This is a genomic window from Burkholderia sp. PR2 (genome assembly GCF_052372875.1).
GTDB lineage: Bacteria > Pseudomonadota > Gammaproteobacteria > Burkholderiales > Burkholderiaceae > Burkholderia > Burkholderia diffusa.
In genome coordinates, this window is sequence record NZ_JBQRWH010000001.1 from 180,995 (window position 1) to 201,972 (window position 20,978).

Sequence of the window (20,978 nt, forward strand, 5' to 3'; positions counted from 1 at the left end):
GCGCTGACATCACGACACAGCAACACAACAACACCCGCAACACGAGACATTCGAACGCCAGAGGTCGCCTGCGATGCGTTATCCCCACCTGTTCAAACCCATGCAGCTGAACCAGCTGACGCTGCGCAACCGGATCGTCAGCACCGCGCACGCGGAGGTGTATGCCGAGCCGGGCGGCCTGCCGGGCGACCGCTACATCCGCTATTACGAAGAGAAGGCGAAGGGTGGCGTCGGCCTCGCGATCTGCGGCGGCTCGAGCCCCGTGTCGATCGACAGCCCGCAGGGCTGGTGGAAGTCGGTGAACCTGTCGAACGACAAGATCATCGACCCGCTCACGCGCCTGGCCGACACGATGCACAAGCACGGCGCGAAGATCATGATCCAGGCGACGCACATGGGCCGCCGCTCGTCGTTCCATGGCGAGCACTGGCCGCATCTGATGTCGCCGTCGGGCGTGCGCGAGCCGGTGCACCGCGGCAACGCGAAGATCATCGAGATCGAGGAAATCCGCCGCATCATCGGCGACTTCGCGGCGGCCGCGAAGCGCGTGAAGGCAGCCGGCATGGACGGCATCGAGATCTCCGCCGCGCACCAGCACCTGATCGACCAGTTCTGGAGCAAGCGTTCGAACCATCGCACCGACGAATGGGGCGGCAGCCTCGAAAACCGTCTGCGCTTCGGCATCGAAGTGCTGACGGCCGTGCGCGAAGCGGTCGGCAAGGACTTCTGCGTCGGCCTGCGGATGTGCGGCGACGAATTCCACGAGGACGGTCTCGATCACGAGGCACTGAAGGAAATCGCGCAGGCGATGTCGGAGACCGGCCTGATCGACTACCTGAGCGTGGTCGGGTCGGGCGGCGACACGCACAACACGATCGCCAACTGCATGCCGCCGATGGCGCTGCCGCCGGAGCCGTTCGTGCACCTCGCGGCCGGCATCAAGTCGGTGGTGAAGATTCCCGTGATGCACGCGCAGAGCATCCGTGACGCGGGCCAGGCCGAGCGCCTGCTCGCCACCGGCATGATCGACCTGGTCGGCATGACGCGCGCGCAGATCGCCGATCCGCACATGGTGATCAAGATCCGCGACGGCCGGGAAGACGAAATCAAGCAGTGCGTCGGCGCGAACTACTGCATCGACCGCCAGTACAACGGCCTCGACGTGCTCTGCATCCAGAACGCCGCGACGTCGCGCGAAGCGACGATGCCGCACATCATCGAGAAGTCGCGCGGCCCGAAGCGCAAGGTGGTGGTGGTCGGCGCGGGCCCCGCGGGGCTCGAGGCCGCACGCGTCGCGAAGCTGCGCGGCCACGACGTGGTGCTGTTCGAGAAGAACACCGAAGTGGGCGGCCAGGTGATGATCGCCGCGAAGGCGCCGCAGCGCGAACAGATGTCCGGGATCATTCGCTGGTTCGACATGGAAACCAAGCGCCTGGGCGTTGATCGCCGCCTGGGCGTCGCCGCCGACGAGAAGATGATCATGGCCGAGAAGCCGGACATCGTCGTGCTCGCGACCGGCGGCTCGAGCTTCACGTGGCAGGTGCCGGCCTGGGGCGTGGCCGAAGGGTTGGCCGTCAGCTCGTGGGACATCCTGACCGGCAAGGTCGAGCCGAAGCAGAACGTGCTGCTGTTCGACGGCGTGAGCACCCATGCGGGCGCCGGCGTGGCGGACTTCATGGCAAGCCGCGGCTCGAAGGTCGAGGTCGTGACCCCCGACGTGAAGGTGGCCGACGATTGCGGCGGCACGACGTTCCCGATCTTCTATCGCCGCCTGTATGCGCTCGGCGTGATCCCGACGCCGAACACCATGCTCGATCGCGTGTACGAGGAAAACGGCAAGATGATCGCCGTGCTGCGCAACGAATACACCGAGGAACTGGAAGAGCGCGCGGTCGACCAGGTGGTGATCGAGAACGGTTCGTCGCCGAATGACGAGCTGTACTGGAAGCTCAAGCCGGAGTCGGTGAACCACGGCCAGATCGATCCGCACACGCTGTTCGCGGCCGAGCCGCAGCCGTGCCTGTCGGAAGAACTGGGCAACGGCCGCTTCCTGCTGTTCCGTGTCGGCGACTGCATCTCGATGCACAACGTCCACGGTGCGATCTACGACTCGCTGCGTCTCGTCAAGGATTTCTAAAGATGAATCCGGCTTTCCTCATTACCGCACTGCTGTGGCTGTCGGTGGCGGGGCTCGCGTTCGCGGTCGCGAAGCGCTCGTCCTACTGGCGTCTCGGGCGCGCGACGGCGCCCGGCTCGTTCGGCGTCGCGAACCTGTTCGCGATCCCGAAGCGCTATTTCGTCGACCTGCACCACGTGGTTGCCCGCGATCCGTACATCGCGAAGACCCACGTCGCGACCGCCGGCGGCGCGATCGCCGCGCTCGCGCTGGTGTTCGTCAACTACGGCCTGGCGATCTACTCGCCGTGGCTCGACAAGCTGATCTTCCTCGCGGCGCTCGCGATGCTCGTCGGCGTGGTGTTCGTCTGGCGCCGCCGCGCGGCCAAGGACGTGCCCGCCCGCCTGTCGCGCGGCCCGTGGAACGCGCTGCCCTGGCTGCTCGGCTCGTTCGCGCTCGGCCTCGTGCTGTTCATGGTCGTGCCGGCCGGCGCGATGTCGGGTGCGTTCGCGGTGCTCTGCGCGCTGCTGATCGGCGCCGGCGCATTCACGATGACCGTCGGCGCCGCGAAGGGCGGCCCGATGAAGCACGCGATCGCCGGCCTGCTGCACCTCGCATTCCACCCGCGCCAGGAACGTTTCGCGGCCACCCGCGAATCCTTCACGGGCAACGGCACGGCCACGCCGCCGACCGCGCTGAAGCTGCCGGACATCGAGCACGAGGAGTATGGCGTCGCGAAGCCGGTCGAATTCCGCTGGAACCAGCTGCTGAGCTTCGACGCGTGCGTGCAGTGCGGCAAGTGCGAGGCCGCGTGCCCCGCGTTCGCATCGGGCCAGCCGCTGAACCCGAAGAAACTGATCCAGGATCTGGTCGTGGGCATGGCGGGCGGCACCGATGCCGCGTACGCCGGCAGCCCGACGCCGGGCCTCGCGGTCGGCCAGCATCGCGGCGAGCCGAACGGCCCGATCGTGTCCGGCCTGATCGAGGAGCAGACGCTCTGGTCGTGCACGACCTGCCGTGCCTGCGTGCAGGAGTGCCCGATGCTGATCGAGCACGTCGACGCGATCGTCGACATGCGCCGCAACCGCACCCTGGTGCACGGCACGGTGCCGGGCAAGGGCCAGGAAGTGCTCGCGAACCTGCGCGAGACCGGCACGATGGGCGGCTACGACACGGCTGCACGTTACGACTGGTCGGTCGACTTGAATGCACCCGTTGCGCAACCCGGCAAGCCGGTCGATGTGCTGTTCGTCGCCGGTGAAGGTGCCTTCGACATGCGTTACCAGCGTACGCTGCGCGCATTCGTGAAGGTGCTGAACAAGGCGGGCGTCGACTACGCGGTGCTCGGCGGGACCGAGACCGACACCGGCGACGTCGCACGTCGCCTCGGCGACGAAGCGACGTTCCAGCAGATGGCGAAGCGCCTGATCGGCACGCTCGGCTCGCTGTCGTACAAGCAGATCGTGACGGCCGACCCGCACGTGATGCACAGCCTGCGCAACGAATACCGCGCGCTCGGGCTGCGCGTGACGGTCAAGCATCACACGACTTACCTCGCGGAGCTGGCCGACAGCGGCAAGATCGCGCCGAAGGCCGTCGAAGCGCTGCGCGAGAAGCGCACCACGTATCACGACCCGTGCTACCTCGGCCGCTACAACGGCGAGACGGAATCGCCGCGCAAGCTGCTGAAGACGATCGGCATCCAGGTCGTCGAGATGGAGCGCAACGGCATGCGCGGCCGCTGCTGCGGCGGTGGCGGCGGCGCGCCGCTGACCGACATCCCGGGCAAGCAGCGCATTCCCGACATCCGCATCGCCGACGCGCGCGCCATTGGCGCGGACGTGGTCGCGGTCGGATGCCCGAACTGCACGGCGATGCTCGAAGGCGTCGTGGGCCCGCGCCCCGACGTGCTCGACGTGGCCGAACTCGTTGCCGCCTCGCTGGAGTGAATCGATGAACACGATCAAACGAATCGATCCGCGCCGGCCGTTCATCATCACGGCCGCGGGCCTGAAGCGCATCACGCTGGGCGAGGAAGGCAGCGCCGACGCGAGCGCCACGCAGTGGTCCGCGCACGGTCATGGCGCCGCGGCCGCGAAGCCGCGCCGCGCGGTGCAGGACCCGAAGCACGTGATGCTGGTGGTGGCGCACACCGAGCGCGGCGCGCTCGACGACCATGCGCGGCAGGCGGTCGCCGCCGCCGCGGTGCTCGCGGACGCGCAGACGGAAGTCGCGCTGCTGGCGTTCGGCGAACTGAAGGATGACGCAGCGGAGCTCGGCGTCGACAAGCTGATCGAGCTGGCCGACTTCGACCGTCGCGCCTTTGCACCCGAAAGCGAATTGCAAGCATTGCAGGCCTGCGCCGCGGCGCTCGCGCCGAAGCACGTGTTCGTGCCCGACAACGCGACCGGCGACGGCGACCTGGGCCGGCGTTACGCGGCGGCCGCCGGCGCGAGCATCGCGACCCACGTGGTCGAGATCGACGCGAAGCACGTCGGCGCGTATGCGCAGGCTGGCCGTGCGTTCGCGACGCGAGGCTTGCCCGACGTGATCCTGCTTGCGCAGAACGCGGTCGAAGCAAAACTGCCGTTCGTCGGTGCCGGCGAGCGCCTGGCCGCCGACTTCATCCGCCCGGCCGGCGACGCGGCGCAACCGTACCGCGATCTCGGCCTCGAGGAAATCGACGCGGCGCAGGTCGCGCTGGAGGAAGCTGACTTCATCGTATCGGCCGGCAACGGCGTGTCCGACATCGGCGCGTTCGAGCGGCTCGCCGGCGCATTCGGCGCGGCGATCGGCGCGAGCCGCGTCGCGGTCGACAACGGTCACTTCACGCGCGACAAGCAGGTGGGCGCGACCGGCAAGACGGTCGAGGCCAGCGTGTACATCGCGTTCGGCATCTCGGGCGCGGTGCAGCACTTGCAGGGGATCAAGGACTGCCGCCACGTGATCGCGGTCAACCTCGACGGCAGCGCGCCGATCGCCAAGCGCGCGAACCTGACGGTGGTGGGCGACGCGCAGGCGACGATCGCCGCGCTGATCGAACAGGTGCAGGCCGCGCGCGCGTCGCGCGGACAATCGCCGACCGCGGTCGGCGCCCGTGAATCCGAAGGAGTCGCAGCATGAACGCCCCCCGCCAGTTGCAACGCATCGCGGTGCTCGTCTCCGTGGGCCGGCACCCGGTCAGCGGCACCGCGCGCTACAGCCGCAACGACGCGGCCGCGCTCGAGGTCGGCCGTCAGCTCGCGGAGCGGCATCGCGCGCAGCTCGACGTGCTCCATGCGGGAGACCCCGCGAATGAAGCGCTTGCTGAATACCTCGCGCTCGGTGCGCGGCAGGTCGAGGTGCTGGCCTGCCACGACGGCGACGATGCCGCGCATGCGCTCGCCGCGCGCGTCGAAGGCTACGACCTCGTGCTGACCGGCACCCGCGCCGAGGGCGCGTACGACACCGGGATGCTGCCGTATCGCGTCGCCGCGACGCTCGGCTATCCGCTCGTCGGCTCGGCCGTCGACGTGACGGTCGACGGCGGCCGCGCGGCGGTCCGGCAATTCTTGCCGAAAGGGTTGCGGCGGCGCGTCGACGCGGCGCTGCCTGCCGTCGTCGCGGTCCATCCGCTCGCCAACGTGGCGCCGCGCTACGCGTATGCGCGGCTGCGGGCCGGGGCGATCCGCCCGGCGCTGACGTCGACCGGCGCGGATGCAGATGCCAGCGCGTGGAAGGTTGGCCCGATCGAGCGTAAACCCGTAAAGCTGGTCGCCGCCGAGAAGCGCTCCGGGCATGCCCGGATGCTGTCGGCGACGACGACCGAAAGCCGCGGCGGCAACGTCGTAAATGAAGGGAGTTCAGTCGAAAAAGCACAAGTGATCCTCGCGTATTTGCGCGAGCATCAGCTCATCGACTACTGATTTTGATGCCTGTCGGCAACCACACTGGGACGCAAGGAATCCGGAGCAAACGATGAAAGTATCGGCAGACATTCGCGCACTGATCGAGCGACGCAAGGAAGGTTACAGCCTCGAGGCGCCGTTTTATACGAGCGAGGAAATTTTCGCCCTCGACATGGAGGCGATTTTCCACCAGCACTGGATCCAGGTCGCGGTCGAACCGGACATTCCCGAGCCGGGCGACTACCTGACCGTGGAACTGGGCGGCGACTCGATCCTGATCGTGCGCGACGACGACATGGAAATCCGCGCGTTCCACAACGTGTGCCGCCACCGCGGCGCGCGCCTGTGCAACGAGGATAAAGGCTCGGTCGGCAACATCGTGTGCCCGTACCACAGCTGGACCTACAACCTGACGGGCCAGCTGATGTTCGCCGAGCACATGGGCGAGCAGTTCGATCGCTGCAAGCACAGCCTGAAGTCGGTGCACGTGCAGAACCTCGCGGGGCTGATCTTCATCTGCCTCGCCGAGGAGCCGCCGGTCGATTTCGCGCAGTTGCGCGCCCAGATGGAGCCGTATCTGCTGCCGCACGATCTCCCGAGCACGAAGATCGCCGCACAGATCGACATCATCGAGGAAGGCAACTGGAAGCTCACGATGGAGAACAACCGCGAGTGCTATCACTGCGTCGCGAACCATCCCGAGCTGACGATCTCGCTGTACGAATACGGCTTCGGCTACCAGCGCTCCGACGCGAACGCCGAAGGCATGGACGCATTCGCGGAAACCTGCGTGCGCCGTGGCAAGGAGTGGGCCGAGATGGGCCTGCCGTCCGCCGAAATCGAAAAGCTGCTCGACGTGACGGGCTTCCGCACGCAGCGCCTGCCGCTCGACCGTAGCGGCGAATCGCAAACGCTCGACGCGAAGGTCGCGTCGAAGAAGCTGCTCGGCAAGTTCGAACAGGCCGACCTCGGTGGCCTGTCGTTCTGGACGCAGCCGAACTCGTGGCACCACTTCATGAGCGATCACATCGTGACGTTCTCGGTGATTCCGCTGTCGGCCGGCAAGACGCTCGTACGTACCAAGTGGCTCGTGCACAAGGATGCGAAGGAAGGCATCGACTACGACGTGAAGAACCTGACGGCCGTGTGGAACGCGACCAACGACCAGGATCGCGCGCTCGTCGAGTTCTCGCAGCGCGGCGCGAACAGCAGCGCGTACGAGCCGGGCCCGTATTCGCCGTACACGGAAGGTCTCGTCGAAAAATTCTCGGCCTGGTACATCGGCCGGCTCGCCGAAAAGACCGGCGCGTAGTAGTCAGCGGAACAGCAAGCGGAGTTACACATGATGCGAGATGCGGCCAATTTCGAGCCGGCGGACAGCCGGGTTACACACCCGGCGTTCTGGAACGCGCTCCCCGAGCGCTGGACGAGCGACGTCGAGGAAACGCTGGTGTGCTGCCACGTGCGGCAGGAAACCCACGACGTGAAGAGCTTCTTCTTCCGTTCGCCGCAGGGCCGTGCGTTCTCGTTCGAGCCCGGGCAGTTCATCACGCTCGAGCTCGACATCGAAGGCGAGACGATCAACCGGTGCTACACGATCTCGTCGTCGCCGGCGCGGCCGCACACGATCTCGATCACGGTCAAGCGCGTGCCGGGCGGCAAGGTGTCGAACTGGCTGCACGACAACCTGCAGCCGGGCGCGTCGGTGCGTGTGCTCGGCCCGGCCGGCGAATTCACGTGCGCGCGGCATCCGGCGCGCAAGTATCTGTTCCTGTCGGCCGGTTCGGGCGTCACGCCGCTGATGTCGATGAGCCGCGCGCACCATGATCTTGCAGAGGATCGCGACATCCTGTTCGTGCACAGCGCACGCACGCCGGACGACATCATCTTCGCGCGCGAACTCGATCTGATCGCGTCGAACCATACGAATTTCCGCACGTCGTTCGTCGTCGAGCGTGTCGGTGCACGCACCAACTGGCCGGGCGTCACGGGCTTCCTGACGCTGCCGCTGCTGAAACTGATCGCACCGGACTTCATGGAGCGCGAGATCTTCACGTGCGGCCCCGCGCCATACATGAAGGCCGTGCGCGACCTGCTCGACGAAGCCGGCTTCGATCGCAAGCAGTATCACGAGGAAAGCTTCTCGTTCGAAACGCTCGCGCAGACCGCGAGCGACGACGTGCTCGCCGAACTCGTGCCGGCCGCCGACGGCGCCGATGCCGCGACGAAGCAGTACACGGTCAGCTTCGCGAAGAGCAACCGCGAGATTTCGTGCGGCTCCGAGCAGCACGTGCTCGACGCGGCGCGCCAGTCGGGCGTGCGGCTGCCGGCGTCGTGCACGCAGGGCATGTGCGGCACCTGCAAGGTGAAGCTCGTGTCGGGGCAGGTCGAGATGAAGCACAACGGCGGCATCCGCCAGCGCGAGATCGATCAGGGGATGGTGCTGCTGTGCTGCAGCAAGCCGCTGTCGGATCTTGTGATCGACAAGTAGTCAAAACAAGCCATCGCATGTCCGGGGGCGTCGCGTCGCGCCCGGACAAGCATCCGTCGCAAAACAACGATACCGCGGAATTGTGGTTGAAGAACCTAGAGAGACAACGCGCACGGTGCGCATTTCAAGGAGATCGACCATGAAGTTGTTCGGAAAACTGTTGTGGACCGGCGCACTGTCGGCGATGGTGGCACTGAGCGCGTCGGCGCTCGCCGATACGAAACCCACGCTGAAGATCGGCTACGTCGAGGGCTGGGACGACAGCGTCGCGACGTCGAACGTCGCGGCCCGCGTGATCGAGAAGAAGCTCGGCTACCAGGTCCAGCTCGTACCGGTCGCTGCCGGGATCATGTGGCAGGGCGTGGCACGCGGCGACCTCGACGCGACGCTGTCCGCGTGGCTGCCCGTCACGCACGGTTCCTACTGGAGCGAATACAAGGCGAAGGTTGTCGATCTCGGCACGAACTTCCCCGACGCGAAGATCGGCCTGATCGTCCCCGACTACGTGAAGGCGAAGAGCATTGACGACCTGAATGCCGAGAAAAGCAGCTTCGGCGGCCGGATCGTCGGCATCGACGCGGGCGCGGGCGTGATGCGCAAGACCGACGAAGCGATCAAGAGCTACGGCCTGAACTACACGCTGATGCCGAGCTCGGGTAGCGCGATGACGGCCGAGCTGTCGCGCTCCGTCGGCGCGAACAAGCCGGTGATCGTGACCGGCTGGGCGCCGCACTGGATGTTCGCGAAGTGGAAGCTGCGCTTCCTCGAGGATCCGAAGAAGGTGTTCGGCGGCGCGGAGCACGTCGACAGCGTCGTGAACCCGCAGCTCGAAACGAAGGCCAAGCCGGTTGTCGCGTTCCTGAAGAAGTTCCAGTGGAAGCCGGGCGAGATCGACAGCGTGATGCTCGCGATCCAGAACGGTTCGAAGCCGGAAGCGGCCGCCGATGCATGGATTGCGGCGCATGCGGACCGCGTGAATTCGTGGACTGAAGGCGCACAGTAAGATCGCGGCGGTTCGTCGCGCGAAATCATAAAACAACACGCCGGGAATGGCCTGAAGGAATCCGAAATAATCGAGGATTCATGCGGCCGTATCCCGGTTTTCTTTTTCCGATTCTGCAAAGATGCGCGTAAGTTGTTACACTAGCGCCCTCGTGCGGAATCATCTGCTTTGCATCAGACCGGAGTAAGCGCTGAAGTGCTCACTCTGATCGAGAGGAGGAATTGGATGAATCAGGCAGGACTGCGTGCTAATCGCACCAGTGGAGTTGAGGCAACCATCTCACATGATTCGACGGGCCACACGCTGCACCGTGGCCTGACTTGGAAAGACGCATTCTGGGTAACGAGCGGCGTGCCGGCAGGCGTGCTGTTCACGATCGGCGGCGTATGCGCGACGATCGGCCAGCCCGCGTGGGCGATCTGGATCGCCGCGATCACGATGGGGCTGATTCAAAGCGCGACTTATGCGGAAATATCGGGGCTATTTCCCCATAAATCGGGCGGCGCGTCGGTGTATGGCGCGATCGGCTGGGTTCGATACAGCAAGCTGATTGCCCCGGTTTCCGTGTGGTGCAACTGGCTCGCGTGGTCGCCGATGCTCGCGCTCGGCTGCGGCCTCGCGGCGAGCTATGCACTCACGAGTCTCTTTCCCGCCGATGCGGCGGTGCTGCACTGGCAGCTCAAGGTTGCGGACCTCGGGTTCATCAAGCCCGGTCTTTCCCTTCGGATCAACGCGACATTCATCATCGCGACGATTCTGCTTCTCATCACGTTCAAACTGCAGCACAGCGGCGCGTCGAAGGCGGCACGCACGCAGCGCATCCTCGGCATCGCGTCGCTCACGCCGCTCTTGATCGTCGGCATCGTGCCGTTCGTCACCGGCGACGTGCCGATGTCGAACCTGCTTCCGCTGCTGCCGCTCGGTCATGATGCGCAAGGCAACCTCACGACCGCGACCTTCGGATCGTGGAACGGGCAGGGCGTCACGATGGCGCTCGGCGCGATGTTCATGGCCGGCTGGGCGTCGTACGGCTTCGAGACGGCCGTCTGCTATACGCGTGAATTCCGTGATCCGCGTCGCGACACCGCGAAAGCGATCTTCTGGTCGGGCGCGCTGTGTCTCGTCGTGATGACGCTCGTGCCGATGGCGTTCCAGGGCGCGCTCGGCACGCAGGCGATGCTCGATCCGTCGATCGGCGACGGCACCGGCGTCGCGGCCGCGATGGCGAAGATCGTCGGCGGCGGCGCATGGGTCGCGAATGCGGTCGTCGTGATGCTGATGCTGTCGATCCTGCTGATCGTGATGACGTCGATGATGGGCTCGTCGCGCACGCTGTACCAGGCATCGGTCGACGGCTGGCTGCCGAAGTATCTGTCGCACGTGAACGAGCACGGCTCGCCCACGCGGGCGATGTGGACCGATCTCGGCTTCAACCTCGTGTTGCTGATGATGTCGGACTACATGACGGTGCTGTCGATCTCGAACGTCTGCTACATGCTGTTCGTATTCCTGAACCTTCAGTCCGGCTGGATCCACCGGATGGATCGCGGCGACTGGGATCGGCCGTTCCGCTGCCCGACCTGGCTGCTCGTCGCCGGTTCGATCTGCGGCTACGCGAACCTCGTCTATGTCGGCGCGGGTGCGAACCTGCAGGGCGAAGGCACGCTGCGCAACGGGCTGATCGCGATGCTGCTGATCGTGCCGGTGTTTCTCTATCGCCACTACTGGCAGGATCGCGGCCGGTTCCCGGCGCAGATGCAGCGCGACATGGAACTCGAGGTGCCGAAGCGCGCGATGTGGCTGAACCTGATGCCGTATGCGGCGCTGGTCGGCGCGGGCCTCACGATCTGGCTGTCGTACCACTTCGCGTGGGTGAAGTGAGCACCTGACCACGGCACGCGCGGCGCGTGACGAATCCGGACACCGCACCCGGAGCCGTCGCGCGAAGCGTCGAACGTCAGGCGATAAAAAACCCGACCGGTTGTTGCTGCCGGTCGGGTTTTTTGTTGGCTGCGCGCCGAATGTATGTGCTTACGGAAACACCACCGTCCGGTCGCCGTTCAGGAACACGCGGCGCTCGATGAACGCCTTCACCGCGCGTGCAAGCGTGATGCATTCGACGTCGCGGCCGACCGCGAGCAGTTGCTCGGGACGCAATGCGTGATCGACGCGTTCGACCACCTGCTCGATGATCGGACCTTCGTCGAGATCGTCGGTCACGAAGTGCGCGGTCGCGCCGATCAGCTTCACGCCGCGTGCATGCGCCTGGTGATACGGCTTCGCGCCCTTGAAGCCGGGCAGGAACGAGTGATGGATGTTGATTGCGCGGTTCGCGAGCTTCGCGCTGGTTTCCTGCGACAGCACCTGCATGTAGCGCGCGAGGATCACGAGTTCGGCACCGCTCGATTCGAAGAAGTCGAGCCACTGCGCTTCCTGCTGCGCCTTGGTGTCGGCCGTGATCGGGAAGTGGCGGAACGGCAGCCCTTGCTGCGCGGCGAGCGGCTCGAAATCCGGATGGTTCGACACGATGCCGACGATGTCCATCTTCAGCTCGCCCATCCGCCAGCGGAACAGCAGGTCCGCGAGGCAGTGCTCGAGCTTCGACACCATGATCAGCACTTTCGGGCGCGCGTTGACGTCGTGGATCGCCCATTGCGTGTCGCCTTCACCGCCGCCGGCGAGCCCGGTCGCGATCGGCCCGAACTCCTGGCGCAACGCGTCGATCTGTAGCGTCTCATCCGTCGGATGAAACACGCAGCGCACGAAGAAGTGGTTGCTGAGATCGTCGTCGAACACGTTCAGCGCATCGACGTAGCAGCGATGGCGCTCGAGAAAGCCGACGACGGCGGCGACCTGGCCGGCCGCGCTCGGGCACGACAGCGTCAGGACGAATTGATCGGGGCGTGAGTCGGCGGTCATGGAATTCCTCGGAGTCATGGGGCGCGAACCCGCGCGGCGGCGCACCGGGGCGCCAGACTACGCGGGTAGCGGGAGACTCAAGTAAATCAGGCCGTTTTCGGCGCGGATAGAACCAACCCGCCGTGTGGCTGGTATCGGCGCGCCAGCGCGGCCGGGCGGGGGCGGCGCTTCATGTGCGGGCTCGCCGGCGGGCGTCGGGCGGCGGGGCGCAGCCGGTACGGCCCGCGTCGGGCGCATATCCTCCGGCCGGCTGGACGATCGTTCAGGCAGGTGCGCACGCATCCAGCAGCCAGCGCCGGAACACGTGGGTCGCGTCCGGCTCGGGGCGCTGCGGTGGACGCACGAGGAAGTAGCCGCGCGACGTGACGACGGGCGCGTCGACGAGCTTCACGAGCTGCCCGGACGCGACGAGCTCGTCGACGAGCGGCGACCAGCCGAGCGCGACACCCTCGCCGAGCAGCGCAGCATGGATCACGAGCGCATAGCTGTTGAAGGTCACGCCGCGCGCGGCGGCCGGCGCGTCCTGGCCGTGCGCGTCGAACCAGCCGGCCCACGACAGCCAGCGTTCGGGGCGCGTCGGCTGCACGTGCAGCAGCGGCAGCGCATGCAGGTGGTCGGGCCGGGCGACGTGCGGGTGCGCGGCGCGGAACGCGGGCGAGCAGACCGGGGTGACGGATTCCGGAAAGAGCCGCGCGGCCGTGCACGACGGCCAGTGGCCATCGCCGAACAGGATCGCGATGTCGGCGTGGTCGCGCTGCGCGTCGAAGTCCTGTGACGTGACGACCCGCACGTCGACGTCCGGCATCACGCGTTTCAGGCCCGCGAGGCGCGGCATCAGCCAGTAGGTCGCGAAACCGAAATCCGTGACGATCGTGAGTGCGCCATGCTCGCGGCGCGCGCGCAGCGTCGCGGTGGCGCCGCGCAGCGTGTCGAGGCTCACCCGCACGGCTTCGTACAGGCACTGGCCGTCGCTCGTCAGCGTGACGCCGCGCGGGCTGCGCTCGAACAGCGGCACGCCGAGTTCCGCCTCGAGCTGGAACACCTGCTGGCTCACGGCCGGCTGCGTCGAGCCGAGCTCGCGCGCGGCGGCCGTGAAGCTCTGGAGACGGGCGGCCGATTCGAACGCGCGCAGCGCCTGCATCGACGGTAACGGTTCGGATTTCGACATAAGTCTCTCTAATGGCCTCATAAGGGCCGGACGCCTTCCCGCGCGAATTCGGGCGGGGGATAGTGCTTCGGACGGCACGGCACCGTGCCGATCCTTCCGCGATTCTAGCCAGTCGCGGCCGGTGCGCGCGGCACTTTCTTCACGCTGCGTCCGTCATGCTGGCTGCGCCGCTGCCCAGGCGTCGCACCGTTCCGTTCGAACACCGATTTCCCCACGACCGCCGATGACGAACCCGACTCCCAACATCCTGATCCTGATGGCCGACCAGCTGACGCCGTTTGCGTTGCCGGCCTACGGCAATCGCGTCGCACGCACGCCGACGCTCGACCGGCTCGCCTCGCAAGGCGTGGTGTTCGATGCCGCGTATTGCGCGAGCCCGCTGTGCGCGCCATCGCGTTTCTCGCTGCTGACTGGCAAGCTGCCGTCGGGTATTGGTGCCTACGATAACGCCGCCGAACTGCCGGCGCAAACGCTGACCTTCGCGCACTACCTGCGCGCGGGCGGCTACCGCACGATGCTGTCCGGCAAGATGCATTTCTGCGGCCCCGACCAGCTGCACGGCTTCGAGGAGCGGCTGACGACCGACATCTATCCCGCCGACTTCGGCTGGGTGCCCGACTGGGACCGCCCGACCGAGCGGCCGAGCTGGTATCACAACATGAGCTCGGTGCTCGAGGCCGGCCCGTGCGTGCGCACGAACCAGCTCGACTTCGACGACGAAGTCACGTTCGCGGCGAAGCAGAAGCTCTATGACGTGGCGCGCGAGCGTGCTGCCCTGCACGACGAGCGGCCGTTCTGCATGGTCGTCTCGCTGACGCATCCGCACGATCCGTACGCGATCACGCGCGAATACTGGGATCTGTACAGCGATGACGAGATCGACATGCCGGCCGTGCGGCTCGATGCGGCCGAGAGCGATCCGCATTCGCAGCGGCTGCGCTTCGTCTGCGAAAACGACCGCACGCCGCCGACCGACGCGCAGATCCGCGCCGCGCGCCGCGCGTACTATGGCGCGACGTCCTACGTCGACGCGCAGTTCGGCAGCGTGCTGGCCGCGCTCGACCAATGCGGGTTCGCAGACGACACGATCGTGATCGTCACGTCCGACCACGGTGACATGCTCGGCGAGCGCGGACTCTGGTACAAGATGACGTTCTTCGAGGGCGGCTGCCGCGTGCCGTTGATCGTGCATGCGCCGGGCCGCTTCGACGCCGCGCGCGTGCGCGGACCCGTGTCGCACGTCGACCTGCTGCCGACGCTCGTCGACCTGGCTGGCGCGGCGCCGGCCGGCGGCTGGCCCGACGCGATCGACGGCGCGAGCCTCGTGCCGCATCTGCGGGGCGCGAGCGCGCACGACGTCGCGCTGGGCGAATACCTCGCGGAAGGGGCGGTCGCGCCGGTCGTGATGATCCGCCGCGGCGACTGGAAGTACGTGCATTGCCCGGCCGACCCCGACCAGCTCTACAACCTCGCCGACGATCCGCGCGAGCGTACGAATCTGGCCGGTCTGCCCGAAGCTGCCGACGTGCTCGCCGCATTCCGTGCGGAGGCGGCGCGGCGCTGGAACCTGCCGGAACTCGACGCCCAGGTGCGCGCGAGCCAGCGGCGGCGCCGGTTCCATTACGCAGCGACGACGCAGGGCCGCATCCAGGCATGGGACTGGCAGCCGTTCACCGACGCGAGCCAGCGCTACATGCGCAATCACATCGAACTCGACACGCTCGAAGCGATGGCGCGCTTTCCGCGCGTCGGGCGCTGAACGTACCGCATCGCGGTCATTGACGAACGACGGAGGAAGCGAATCATGAAACGGCAATGCAATGCAGCAATCCGGAGGCTCGGCACGGCGCTGGCCGCGGCCGCGTGCGTGGTGGCGATGCAGTCCGCACACGCCGCCGATCCGCAGACGTGTCGCGACGTGAAGATGGCGGCGCCCGGCTGGACCGACATCGACGCGACGAACGCGATGGCCGGCGTCGTGCTGAAGGCGCTCGGCTACCGGCAGGACGTCGCGAACCTGTCGGTGCCGATCACATACCAGGGCTTGAAGAAAGGGCAGGTCGACGTGTTCCTCGGCAACTGGATGCCCGCGCAGGCGCCGCTCGTGAAGCCGTTCGTCGACGAGAAGTCGATCGACGTGTTGCACGCGAACCTGAGCGGCGCGAAGTTCACGCTGGCCGTGCCCGACTACGTCGCGGCGGCTGGCGTGCACACGTTCGCCGATCTCGCGCGCTACGCGGACCGCTTCGGCGACAAGATCTACGGGATCGAGCCCGGCGCGCCCGCGAACCAGAACATCAAGCGGATGCTGTCCGACCATGCGCTCGGGTCCGCGAACTGGTCGCTCGTCGAATCGAGCGAGACGGGGATGCTCACGCAGGTCGAGCGCGCGGTGCGGGACAAGCGCTGGATCGTCTTTCTCGCGTGGGAGCCGCACCTGATGAACACGAAGTTCCACTTGACCTACCTGTCGGGCGGCGACGCGTATTTCGGCCCGAACTATGGCGGCGCGACCGTCAACACGGTGACGCGCCCGGGCTTTGCCGGCCAGTGCGCGAACCTGGCGCGGCTGTTCCGGCAGATGACGTTCTCCGTGGACGTCGAGAACCGCATGATCGCGGACATGCTCGACCACAAAACGTCGCCCGCGCTCGCGGCGCAGCATGTGCTGAAGGCCGACCCGGCGCTCGTCGAGGGCTGGCTGGACGGCGTGACGACCGCATCCGGCACGCCGGCCCTGCCGGCCGTGCGCGCGGCGCTCGACGCCCGCTGACCTGCCTCCGGGCGGCCGGTTTTTGCCGTGCCGCCCGTCTCGGTGTTTTCCCGACCAGTCGCATCAAGACCATTTGGTGTCGCCTTCAGACTGGTGGCCTGAAATATGGGTTTGTATTTTTCGCCAATGGCTGCGTTATTGCGGAAAACGAAATGCCGAAGCCAGCGGACGTAACGAATTCGAATCAGCCGGCGTATTGCTGCGCGCGCCAGGCCACGGTTCTTTCCATCGAAGGGTTCAGGGAGGGTGGTCGACAATGAAGCAAAAGAAAGTTGCCGTAGCCGCCGCGCTGGCATGCGCGGCCTGTATTCCCGCCATCGGCCACGCGCAGAGCAGCGTGACGCTATACGGGATTCTCGATGCGGGCATTACGTACGTGAACAACACGGGCGGTTCGCACGTGGTCAAGTTCGATGACGGCGTTTCCTACGGGAACCGCTTCGGCCTGAAGGGCACGGAAGATCTCGGCGGCGGCCTGAAGGCCGTGTTCGCGCTCGAGAGCGGGTTCCACCTCGGCAACGGCCAGCTCGGCTTCGGCGGGGCGGAGTTCGGGCGGCAGGCTTATGTCGGTCTCCAGAACGACTGGGGCACGCTGTCGTTCGGCAACCAGCTGGACATCACCAACGAGCTCGTGTCGATCTACAACATCTCGGCATGGGGCAGCGGCTACGCGATCCACCAGGGCGACTTCGACCGTTTCAATGGCGACCGCCTGCCGAACTCGGTCAAGTTCCTGTCGAACGACCTGAGCGGCTTCAAGTTCGGCGCGATGTACTCGTTCGGCAACGTCGCCGGCAACTTCCATCGCAACAGCGCATGGAGCGCGGGCGCAAGCTACACGAAGGGCGACTTCTCGATCGGCGCCGCTTACACGCGCCTGAACAACCCGAACGGCATCTACGCGTTCGACCCGTACGCGATGATCGGCACGCATACGTTCCTCGGCCAGCAGACCGTGACCGTCGATCCGGCGACCGGCGCCCGCACCGACCTGTTCGCGAACACCGCGATGGACGTCGACAGCCAGGGCACGTTCGGCATCGGCACGAGCTACACGATCGGCAAGCTGTCGCTCGACGCGAACTTCTCGTACACGACGATCAAGGGCTTCGGCCAGTCGTCGCACATGCAGGTGTACGAAGGCGGCGGCCTGTACCAGTTCACGCCGGCGCTGAGCTTCATCGCGGGCTACCAGCACACGCGCTTCGAAGGCCACCACTGGAACCAGGGCACGGCCGGCCTGCACTACCTGCTGTCGAAGCGCACCGACGTGTACATCTCCGGCGATTACCTGCGTGCGTCGCAGGGTGTCGATGCCGTGATCGGGTACAGCTTCACGCCGTCGACGACGCAGACGCAGGCCGATGTGCGGATCGGGATGCGGCATTCGTTCTGAGCGGGGTGGGGTAGTTCATTCGACGTCTTCAGCGAGGTCTCTCTTTGGCGCGAACCGCGGTTCGCGCCTTTTTTTTTGCACGGTGTGGTGCCGCGCGTGGCGGACGCGCGCGAGACGAGGTTTCGGCGGTTGGCGATATCATCGCGGTTTGATGCGCCCCGTGTCTCGCCGATCGCCCGCTTCCACACATCCCTCCGATGACCGCACCGTTACCCGCCAACCTGTTCCGCCACGCACCGTTCCAGCGCTTTTGGGGCACGCGCGTGATGTCGTCGCTCGCGTTCCAGATCCTGTCGGTCGCGATCGGCTGGTGCGTCTATGCGCTCACGCACAGCGCGTTCGCGCTCGGTCTCGTCGGGCTCGCGCAGTTCGTGCCGATGTTCGCGCTGACGCTCGTCGTCGGGCAGGTGGCCGACCGCTACGATCGCCGGCGCATCGCGACGATCTGCCAGAGCGTCGAGGCGCTGGCCGCCGGCGTATTCCTGCTCGGCACTGCGAAAGGGGGGCTCACCGCACCGGGCGTGTACGCGCTTGCGGCGATCGTCGGCACCGCGCGCGCGTTCGAATCGCCGTCGGTGTCGTCGCTGCTGCCGGCCGTCGTTCCGCGCGGCGACCTGCCGCGCGCGACCGCGCTATCGACGTCCGCGAACCAGGCCGCGCAGATTCTCGGGCCGGCGTTCGGCGGGCTGCTGTATGGCGTCGGCGCGCCCGCCGCGTTCGGCACGAGCGTCGTCGCGTTCGCGATCGCGGCGGTGCTGAGCGGCACGATTCCGCTGCGCAGCGCGCCCCCCGCGCGCGAGCCGGTTACGCTGCGCTCGGTGTTTTCCGGTATCGCGTTCATCCGACGCGAACCGGCGATCCTCGGTGCGTTGTCGCTCGATCTGTTCGCGGTGCTGTTCGGCGGCGCGACCGCGCTGCTGCCGATCTATGCGCGCGACATTCTGCAGGTCGGGCCGTGGGGGCTGGGGGCGTTGCGCGCGGCGCCCGCGGTCGGCGCACTCGCAGGCACGCTGTGGCTCACGCGTTTTCCGTTGAAGGGGCGGCCCGGCCGCGCGATGTTCGGCGGCGTGATCGCGTTCGGCATCGCAACCATCGTGTTCGGGCTGTCGAGGCATTTCGCGGTGTCGCTCGTCGCGCTGGCGGCGTTGGGTGCGTCGGACGTCGTGAGCGTCGTCGTGCGCCTGTCGCTCGTGCAACTGCGTACGCCCGACGACATGCTCGGCCGCGTGAGCGCGGTCAACTCCCTGTTCATCGGTACGTCGAACCAGCTCGGCGAATTCGAATCGGGTGTGACGGCGGCGTGGTGGGGTGCCCCGGCCGCGATCGTCGTCGGCGGCGCGGCGACGATCGCCGTCGCGCTGACATGGATGAAGCTGTTTCCTCAGCTGACCAACATGAAGTCGCTCGAACGCGACGCATGACGCGCGTCAGGCATCCTGCGTCACGCGCACGGCCGTGCCGTAGCAGATGACTTCCGTCACGCCTGACCCGATCTCGGTCGAGTCGTAGCGCATCGCGACGATCGCATTCGCGCCGAGCTTGCGCGCGTCGGCGAGCATCTTGTCGAATGCCTGCTCGCGCGCCTTCTCGCACAGCGACGTATAGAGCGTGATGTTGCCGCCGAAAATGGTCTGCAGCGCCGCACCGAACGAGCCGACGATCGAGCGCGAACGCACGATGATGCCCTGCGCGACGCCGAGCGAACGGACGGTCGTGTGGCCGGGCAGGTCGAACGCGGTCGTGACGCGCTCGGGCGAGAGATCGTCGGCGGAGCGGGGGAGGTCGGTCATGGATGTGCACCGTGTTGCGGAAGTGATCGAACGACGATTCTATCCGGAACGGGAAACGCACTCGAATGGGCGCGCACGACGCGCGCGCCCGGTGCGGCTCGAGGCGGCGAGGTCGCGTCAGCGCTTGACGGTTGCGCTGCCGTCACCGCCGAGATCGACTGCATACGCGAGCGCCAGCTTGCCGAACTTCAGCGCGTGGTTCGCCTGCCGGTCCGAATTCTCCAGCGTGTCGTTCACGGTATGGATGTACGGACTGTCGTTCTGGTCGGCCTCGAACGGGAACGACGCCGGATAACCCTGCGCATTCCAGGACGCGTGGTCCGAACAGGCATATCCGCATTGCGACGTGCCGATCGCGAGTTCCGGCAGGTAGGCCTTCGCCAGGTTCGTCAGGTAGGTGTTCTGCGCGGCGCTCGTGTAGTCGGTGATCAGGTAGATGTCTTTCGGATCGCCCTTGTAGTTCGTCATGTCCAGCTGCAGCACGCCAACCACATTCGCATTCTGCGTGCGGAACTGCTTGGCGATCGCCTTCGATCCGAGCAGCCCGGCTTCCTCGGCCGCGTAGCCGACGAACTTGATCGTTCGCTTCGGCCGGTAGTCGTTCGCGAGCAGCACGCGCAGCGCTTCGGTCAGGCTGGCAATGCCGGACGCATCGTCGTCGGCGCCGGGCGAGCGCGTGTTTTCCGTCGTGCGGCCGACCGTCGAATCGAGGTGGCCGCCCAGCACGACCGTGCCCGCGGCGGGATCGCTGCCGCGAATCGTCAGGATCACGGATTTCTGCGGGAAGCCCGTATGCGCGAACTGCTCGACGGCGATGTCGGTGCGCGAGCCGGCCAGTTGCTTCCACTGCAGCGCGAGCCAGTCCGATGCGGCGGCGCCGTGCGACGTCGTGTAGTAGCGGTTCGTGAAGCCGGACATCGATGCGATCGTGCCGACGATGTTACTGGCCTGCAGTTGCTGCACCCAGGTCTTGATCTGCGGCGCGTTCGACACCGTGTAAGCGGTCGCGGCCACCTGTTTCGCGAGCGCCGCGGATACCGGCTGCAACGCCAGGCGTGCGTCGTCGAACGAGTCGTGCACGATGTAGCCGGGCCCGTGGCCGCGCGCATGGTGTACCGCGTGGGCGAGTTCGCCGAGCCGCGCGTCGTCGATCTCGACGACGTGCACGGTTTCGCGGCGCGCGGCGCCGTCGGCCGTCTTGCCGGCGTCGACCGTGGTGCTGTATTGCGCGGTCGCGTTCGCATCGATGCGTTGAAGCTGGCGGAAAGCGGTGTCGCCGAGTGTGATCCACACCGGCGTGGCGTGTGCGGCGGCGGTCAGCAGCATGCCGCCCAGCGCGGCGCTCAGGCGGCTCAATGTCAGAGTAGGCATGTTCGATCTCGTGAGGATGGCGATGTCGAGGAAGAGGGCGCGCCGCAGGTCGTGCGACGCCCCC

16 protein-coding genes are annotated in these 20,978 nt (G+C 66.8%); 12 read left to right on the forward strand and 4 right to left on the reverse strand.

Annotation, left to right across the window (positions count from 1 at the left end):
- Positions 1 to 73: 73 nt before the first annotated feature.
- The 8 genes from ACT2FV_RS00765 (at position 74) to ACT2FV_RS00800 (ending at position 11,378) form a co-directional block, all read left to right on the forward strand.
- Positions 74 to 2,137, forward strand: a complete 2,064-nt coding sequence (locus tag ACT2FV_RS00765) for an NADH:flavin oxidoreductase (RefSeq protein WP_059600250.1) — start codon at positions 74 to 76, stop codon at positions 2,135 to 2,137.
- 2 nt (positions 2,138 to 2,139) lie between these two features.
- Positions 2,140 to 4,065, forward strand: coding sequence for a (Fe-S)-binding protein (locus tag ACT2FV_RS00770; protein ID WP_124622137.1), 1,926 nt, complete (start codon positions 2,140 to 2,142; stop codon positions 4,063 to 4,065).
- Between the two features lie 4 nt (positions 4,066 to 4,069).
- Complete coding sequence (locus tag ACT2FV_RS00775; RefSeq protein ID WP_059600248.1) at positions 4,070 to 5,239, forward strand: electron transfer flavoprotein subunit alpha/FixB family protein; 1,170 nt, start codon at positions 4,070 to 4,072, stop codon at positions 5,237 to 5,239.
- The gene (locus tag ACT2FV_RS00780; RefSeq protein WP_059600247.1) at positions 5,236 to 6,021 is read left to right on the forward strand and encodes an electron transfer flavoprotein subunit beta/FixA family protein; all 786 of its coding nucleotides are present in this window, start codon (positions 5,236 to 5,238) and stop codon (positions 6,019 to 6,021) included. Before ACT2FV_RS00775 ends, ACT2FV_RS00780 begins: the two co-directional genes overlap by 4 nt.
- Positions 6,022 to 6,073: 52 nt before the next feature.
- The gene (locus ACT2FV_RS00785; RefSeq protein WP_059600246.1) at positions 6,074 to 7,315 is read left to right on the forward strand and encodes an aromatic ring-hydroxylating oxygenase subunit alpha; all 1,242 of its coding nucleotides are present in this window, start codon (positions 6,074 to 6,076) and stop codon (positions 7,313 to 7,315) included.
- 30 nt (positions 7,316 to 7,345) lie between these two features.
- Positions 7,346 to 8,494: a hybrid-cluster NAD(P)-dependent oxidoreductase gene (locus tag ACT2FV_RS00790; protein ID WP_226114725.1), complete on the forward strand. Its 1,149-nt coding sequence runs from the start codon at positions 7,346 to 7,348 to the stop codon at positions 8,492 to 8,494.
- A gap of 139 nt (positions 8,495 to 8,633) precedes the next feature.
- Positions 8,634 to 9,497, forward strand: coding sequence for a glycine betaine ABC transporter substrate-binding protein (locus tag ACT2FV_RS00795; RefSeq protein ID WP_059600244.1), 864 nt, complete (start codon positions 8,634 to 8,636; stop codon positions 9,495 to 9,497).
- Positions 9,498 to 9,722: 225 nt separating this feature from the next.
- Positions 9,723 to 11,378 carry an APC family permease gene (locus ACT2FV_RS00800; RefSeq protein ID WP_151047603.1) on the forward strand — a complete coding sequence of 552 codons (1,656 nt, stop codon included), beginning with the start codon at positions 9,723 to 9,725 and terminating at the stop codon, positions 11,376 to 11,378.
- Positions 11,379 to 11,528: 150 nt separating this feature from the next.
- Here the strand turns inward: ACT2FV_RS00800 and purU are convergent, their stop codons facing one another.
- Entirely contained in the window at positions 11,529 to 12,416 is an 888-nt protein-coding gene (gene purU / locus ACT2FV_RS00805; protein ID WP_444502979.1) for a formyltetrahydrofolate deformylase, read from the reverse strand.
- 262 nt (positions 12,417 to 12,678) lie between these two features.
- Positions 12,679 to 13,605 (reverse strand): choline sulfate utilization transcriptional regulator, encoded by a 927-nt coding sequence (locus ACT2FV_RS00810; protein ID WP_124622127.1) that lies wholly within the window; start codon positions 13,603 to 13,605, stop codon positions 12,679 to 12,681.
- Between the two features lie 202 nt (positions 13,606 to 13,807).
- Here ACT2FV_RS00810 and betC point away from each other — a divergent pair, with 202 nt between their 5' ends.
- The 4 genes from betC to ACT2FV_RS00830 all read left to right on the forward strand — a co-directional run bounded on the left by betC (position 13,808) and on the right by ACT2FV_RS00830 (position 19,174).
- A complete protein-coding gene (gene betC, locus ACT2FV_RS00815) occupies positions 13,808 to 15,343 on the forward strand; it encodes a choline-sulfatase (RefSeq protein WP_175816067.1) in 1,536 nt (511 codons plus the stop codon).
- A 45-nt stretch (positions 15,344 to 15,388) separates the two neighbouring features.
- Entirely contained in the window at positions 15,389 to 16,357 is a 969-nt protein-coding gene (gene choX / locus ACT2FV_RS00820) for a choline ABC transporter substrate-binding protein (RefSeq protein WP_124622124.1), read from the forward strand.
- Positions 16,358 to 16,613: 256 nt separating this feature from the next.
- Entirely contained in the window at positions 16,614 to 17,753 is a 1,140-nt protein-coding gene (locus tag ACT2FV_RS00825; protein WP_059534205.1) for a porin, read from the forward strand.
- Between the two features lie 197 nt (positions 17,754 to 17,950).
- Positions 17,951 to 19,174 (forward strand): MFS transporter, encoded by a 1,224-nt coding sequence (locus ACT2FV_RS00830; protein WP_444502980.1) that lies wholly within the window; start codon positions 17,951 to 17,953, stop codon positions 19,172 to 19,174.
- A gap of 6 nt (positions 19,175 to 19,180) precedes the next feature.
- Here ACT2FV_RS00830 and ACT2FV_RS00835 read toward each other — a convergent pair whose 3' ends face one another.
- Positions 19,181 to 19,543, reverse strand: coding sequence for a YbjQ family protein (locus ACT2FV_RS00835; RefSeq protein WP_059600237.1), 363 nt, complete (start codon positions 19,541 to 19,543; stop codon positions 19,181 to 19,183).
- 117 nt (positions 19,544 to 19,660) lie between these two features.
- Complete coding sequence (locus tag ACT2FV_RS00840; RefSeq protein WP_444502981.1) at positions 19,661 to 20,914, reverse strand: M20/M25/M40 family metallo-hydrolase; 1,254 nt, start codon at positions 20,912 to 20,914, stop codon at positions 19,661 to 19,663.
- Positions 20,915 to 20,978 lie beyond the last annotated feature (64 nt).

Excerpts from the sequence above, each read along its gene's own strand:
- purU (WP_444502979.1), bottom strand. The coding sequence starts at position 12,416 with ATGACCGCCGACTCACGCCCCGATCAATTCGTCCTGACGCTGTCGTGC.
- ACT2FV_RS00780 (WP_059600247.1), top strand. The coding sequence starts at position 5,236 with ATGAACGCCCCCCGCCAGTTGCAACGCATCGCGGTGCTCGTCTCCGTG.
- ACT2FV_RS00770 (WP_124622137.1), top strand. The coding sequence starts at position 2,140 with ATGAATCCGGCTTTCCTCATTACCGCACTGCTGTGGCTGTCGGTGGCG.
- ACT2FV_RS00795 (WP_059600244.1), top strand. The coding sequence starts at position 8,634 with ATGAAGTTGTTCGGAAAACTGTTGTGGACCGGCGCACTGTCGGCGATG.
- ACT2FV_RS00830 (WP_444502980.1), top strand. The coding sequence starts at position 17,951 with ATGACCGCACCGTTACCCGCCAACCTGTTCCGCCACGCACCGTTCCAG.
- ACT2FV_RS00775 (WP_059600248.1), top strand. The coding sequence starts at position 4,070 with ATGAACACGATCAAACGAATCGATCCGCGCCGGCCGTTCATCATCACG.
- ACT2FV_RS00825 (WP_059534205.1), top strand. The coding sequence starts at position 16,614 with ATGAAGCAAAAGAAAGTTGCCGTAGCCGCCGCGCTGGCATGCGCGGCC.
- ACT2FV_RS00810 (WP_124622127.1), bottom strand. The coding sequence starts at position 13,605 with ATGAGGCCATTAGAGAGACTTATGTCGAAATCCGAACCGTTACCGTCG.
- ACT2FV_RS00835 (WP_059600237.1), bottom strand. The coding sequence starts at position 19,543 with ATGACCGACCTCCCCCGCTCCGCCGACGATCTCTCGCCCGAGCGCGTC.
- ACT2FV_RS00800 (WP_151047603.1), top strand. The coding sequence starts at position 9,723 with ATGAATCAGGCAGGACTGCGTGCTAATCGCACCAGTGGAGTTGAGGCA.
- ACT2FV_RS00790 (WP_226114725.1), top strand. The coding sequence starts at position 7,346 with ATGATGCGAGATGCGGCCAATTTCGAGCCGGCGGACAGCCGGGTTACA.
- ACT2FV_RS00785 (WP_059600246.1), top strand. The coding sequence starts at position 6,074 with ATGAAAGTATCGGCAGACATTCGCGCACTGATCGAGCGACGCAAGGAA.
- ACT2FV_RS00765 (WP_059600250.1), top strand. The coding sequence starts at position 74 with ATGCGTTATCCCCACCTGTTCAAACCCATGCAGCTGAACCAGCTGACG.
- choX (WP_124622124.1), top strand. The coding sequence starts at position 15,389 with ATGAAACGGCAATGCAATGCAGCAATCCGGAGGCTCGGCACGGCGCTG.
- betC (WP_175816067.1), top strand. The coding sequence starts at position 13,808 with ATGACGAACCCGACTCCCAACATCCTGATCCTGATGGCCGACCAGCTG.
- ACT2FV_RS00840 (WP_444502981.1), bottom strand. The coding sequence starts at position 20,914 with ATGCCTACTCTGACATTGAGCCGCCTGAGCGCCGCGCTGGGCGGCATG.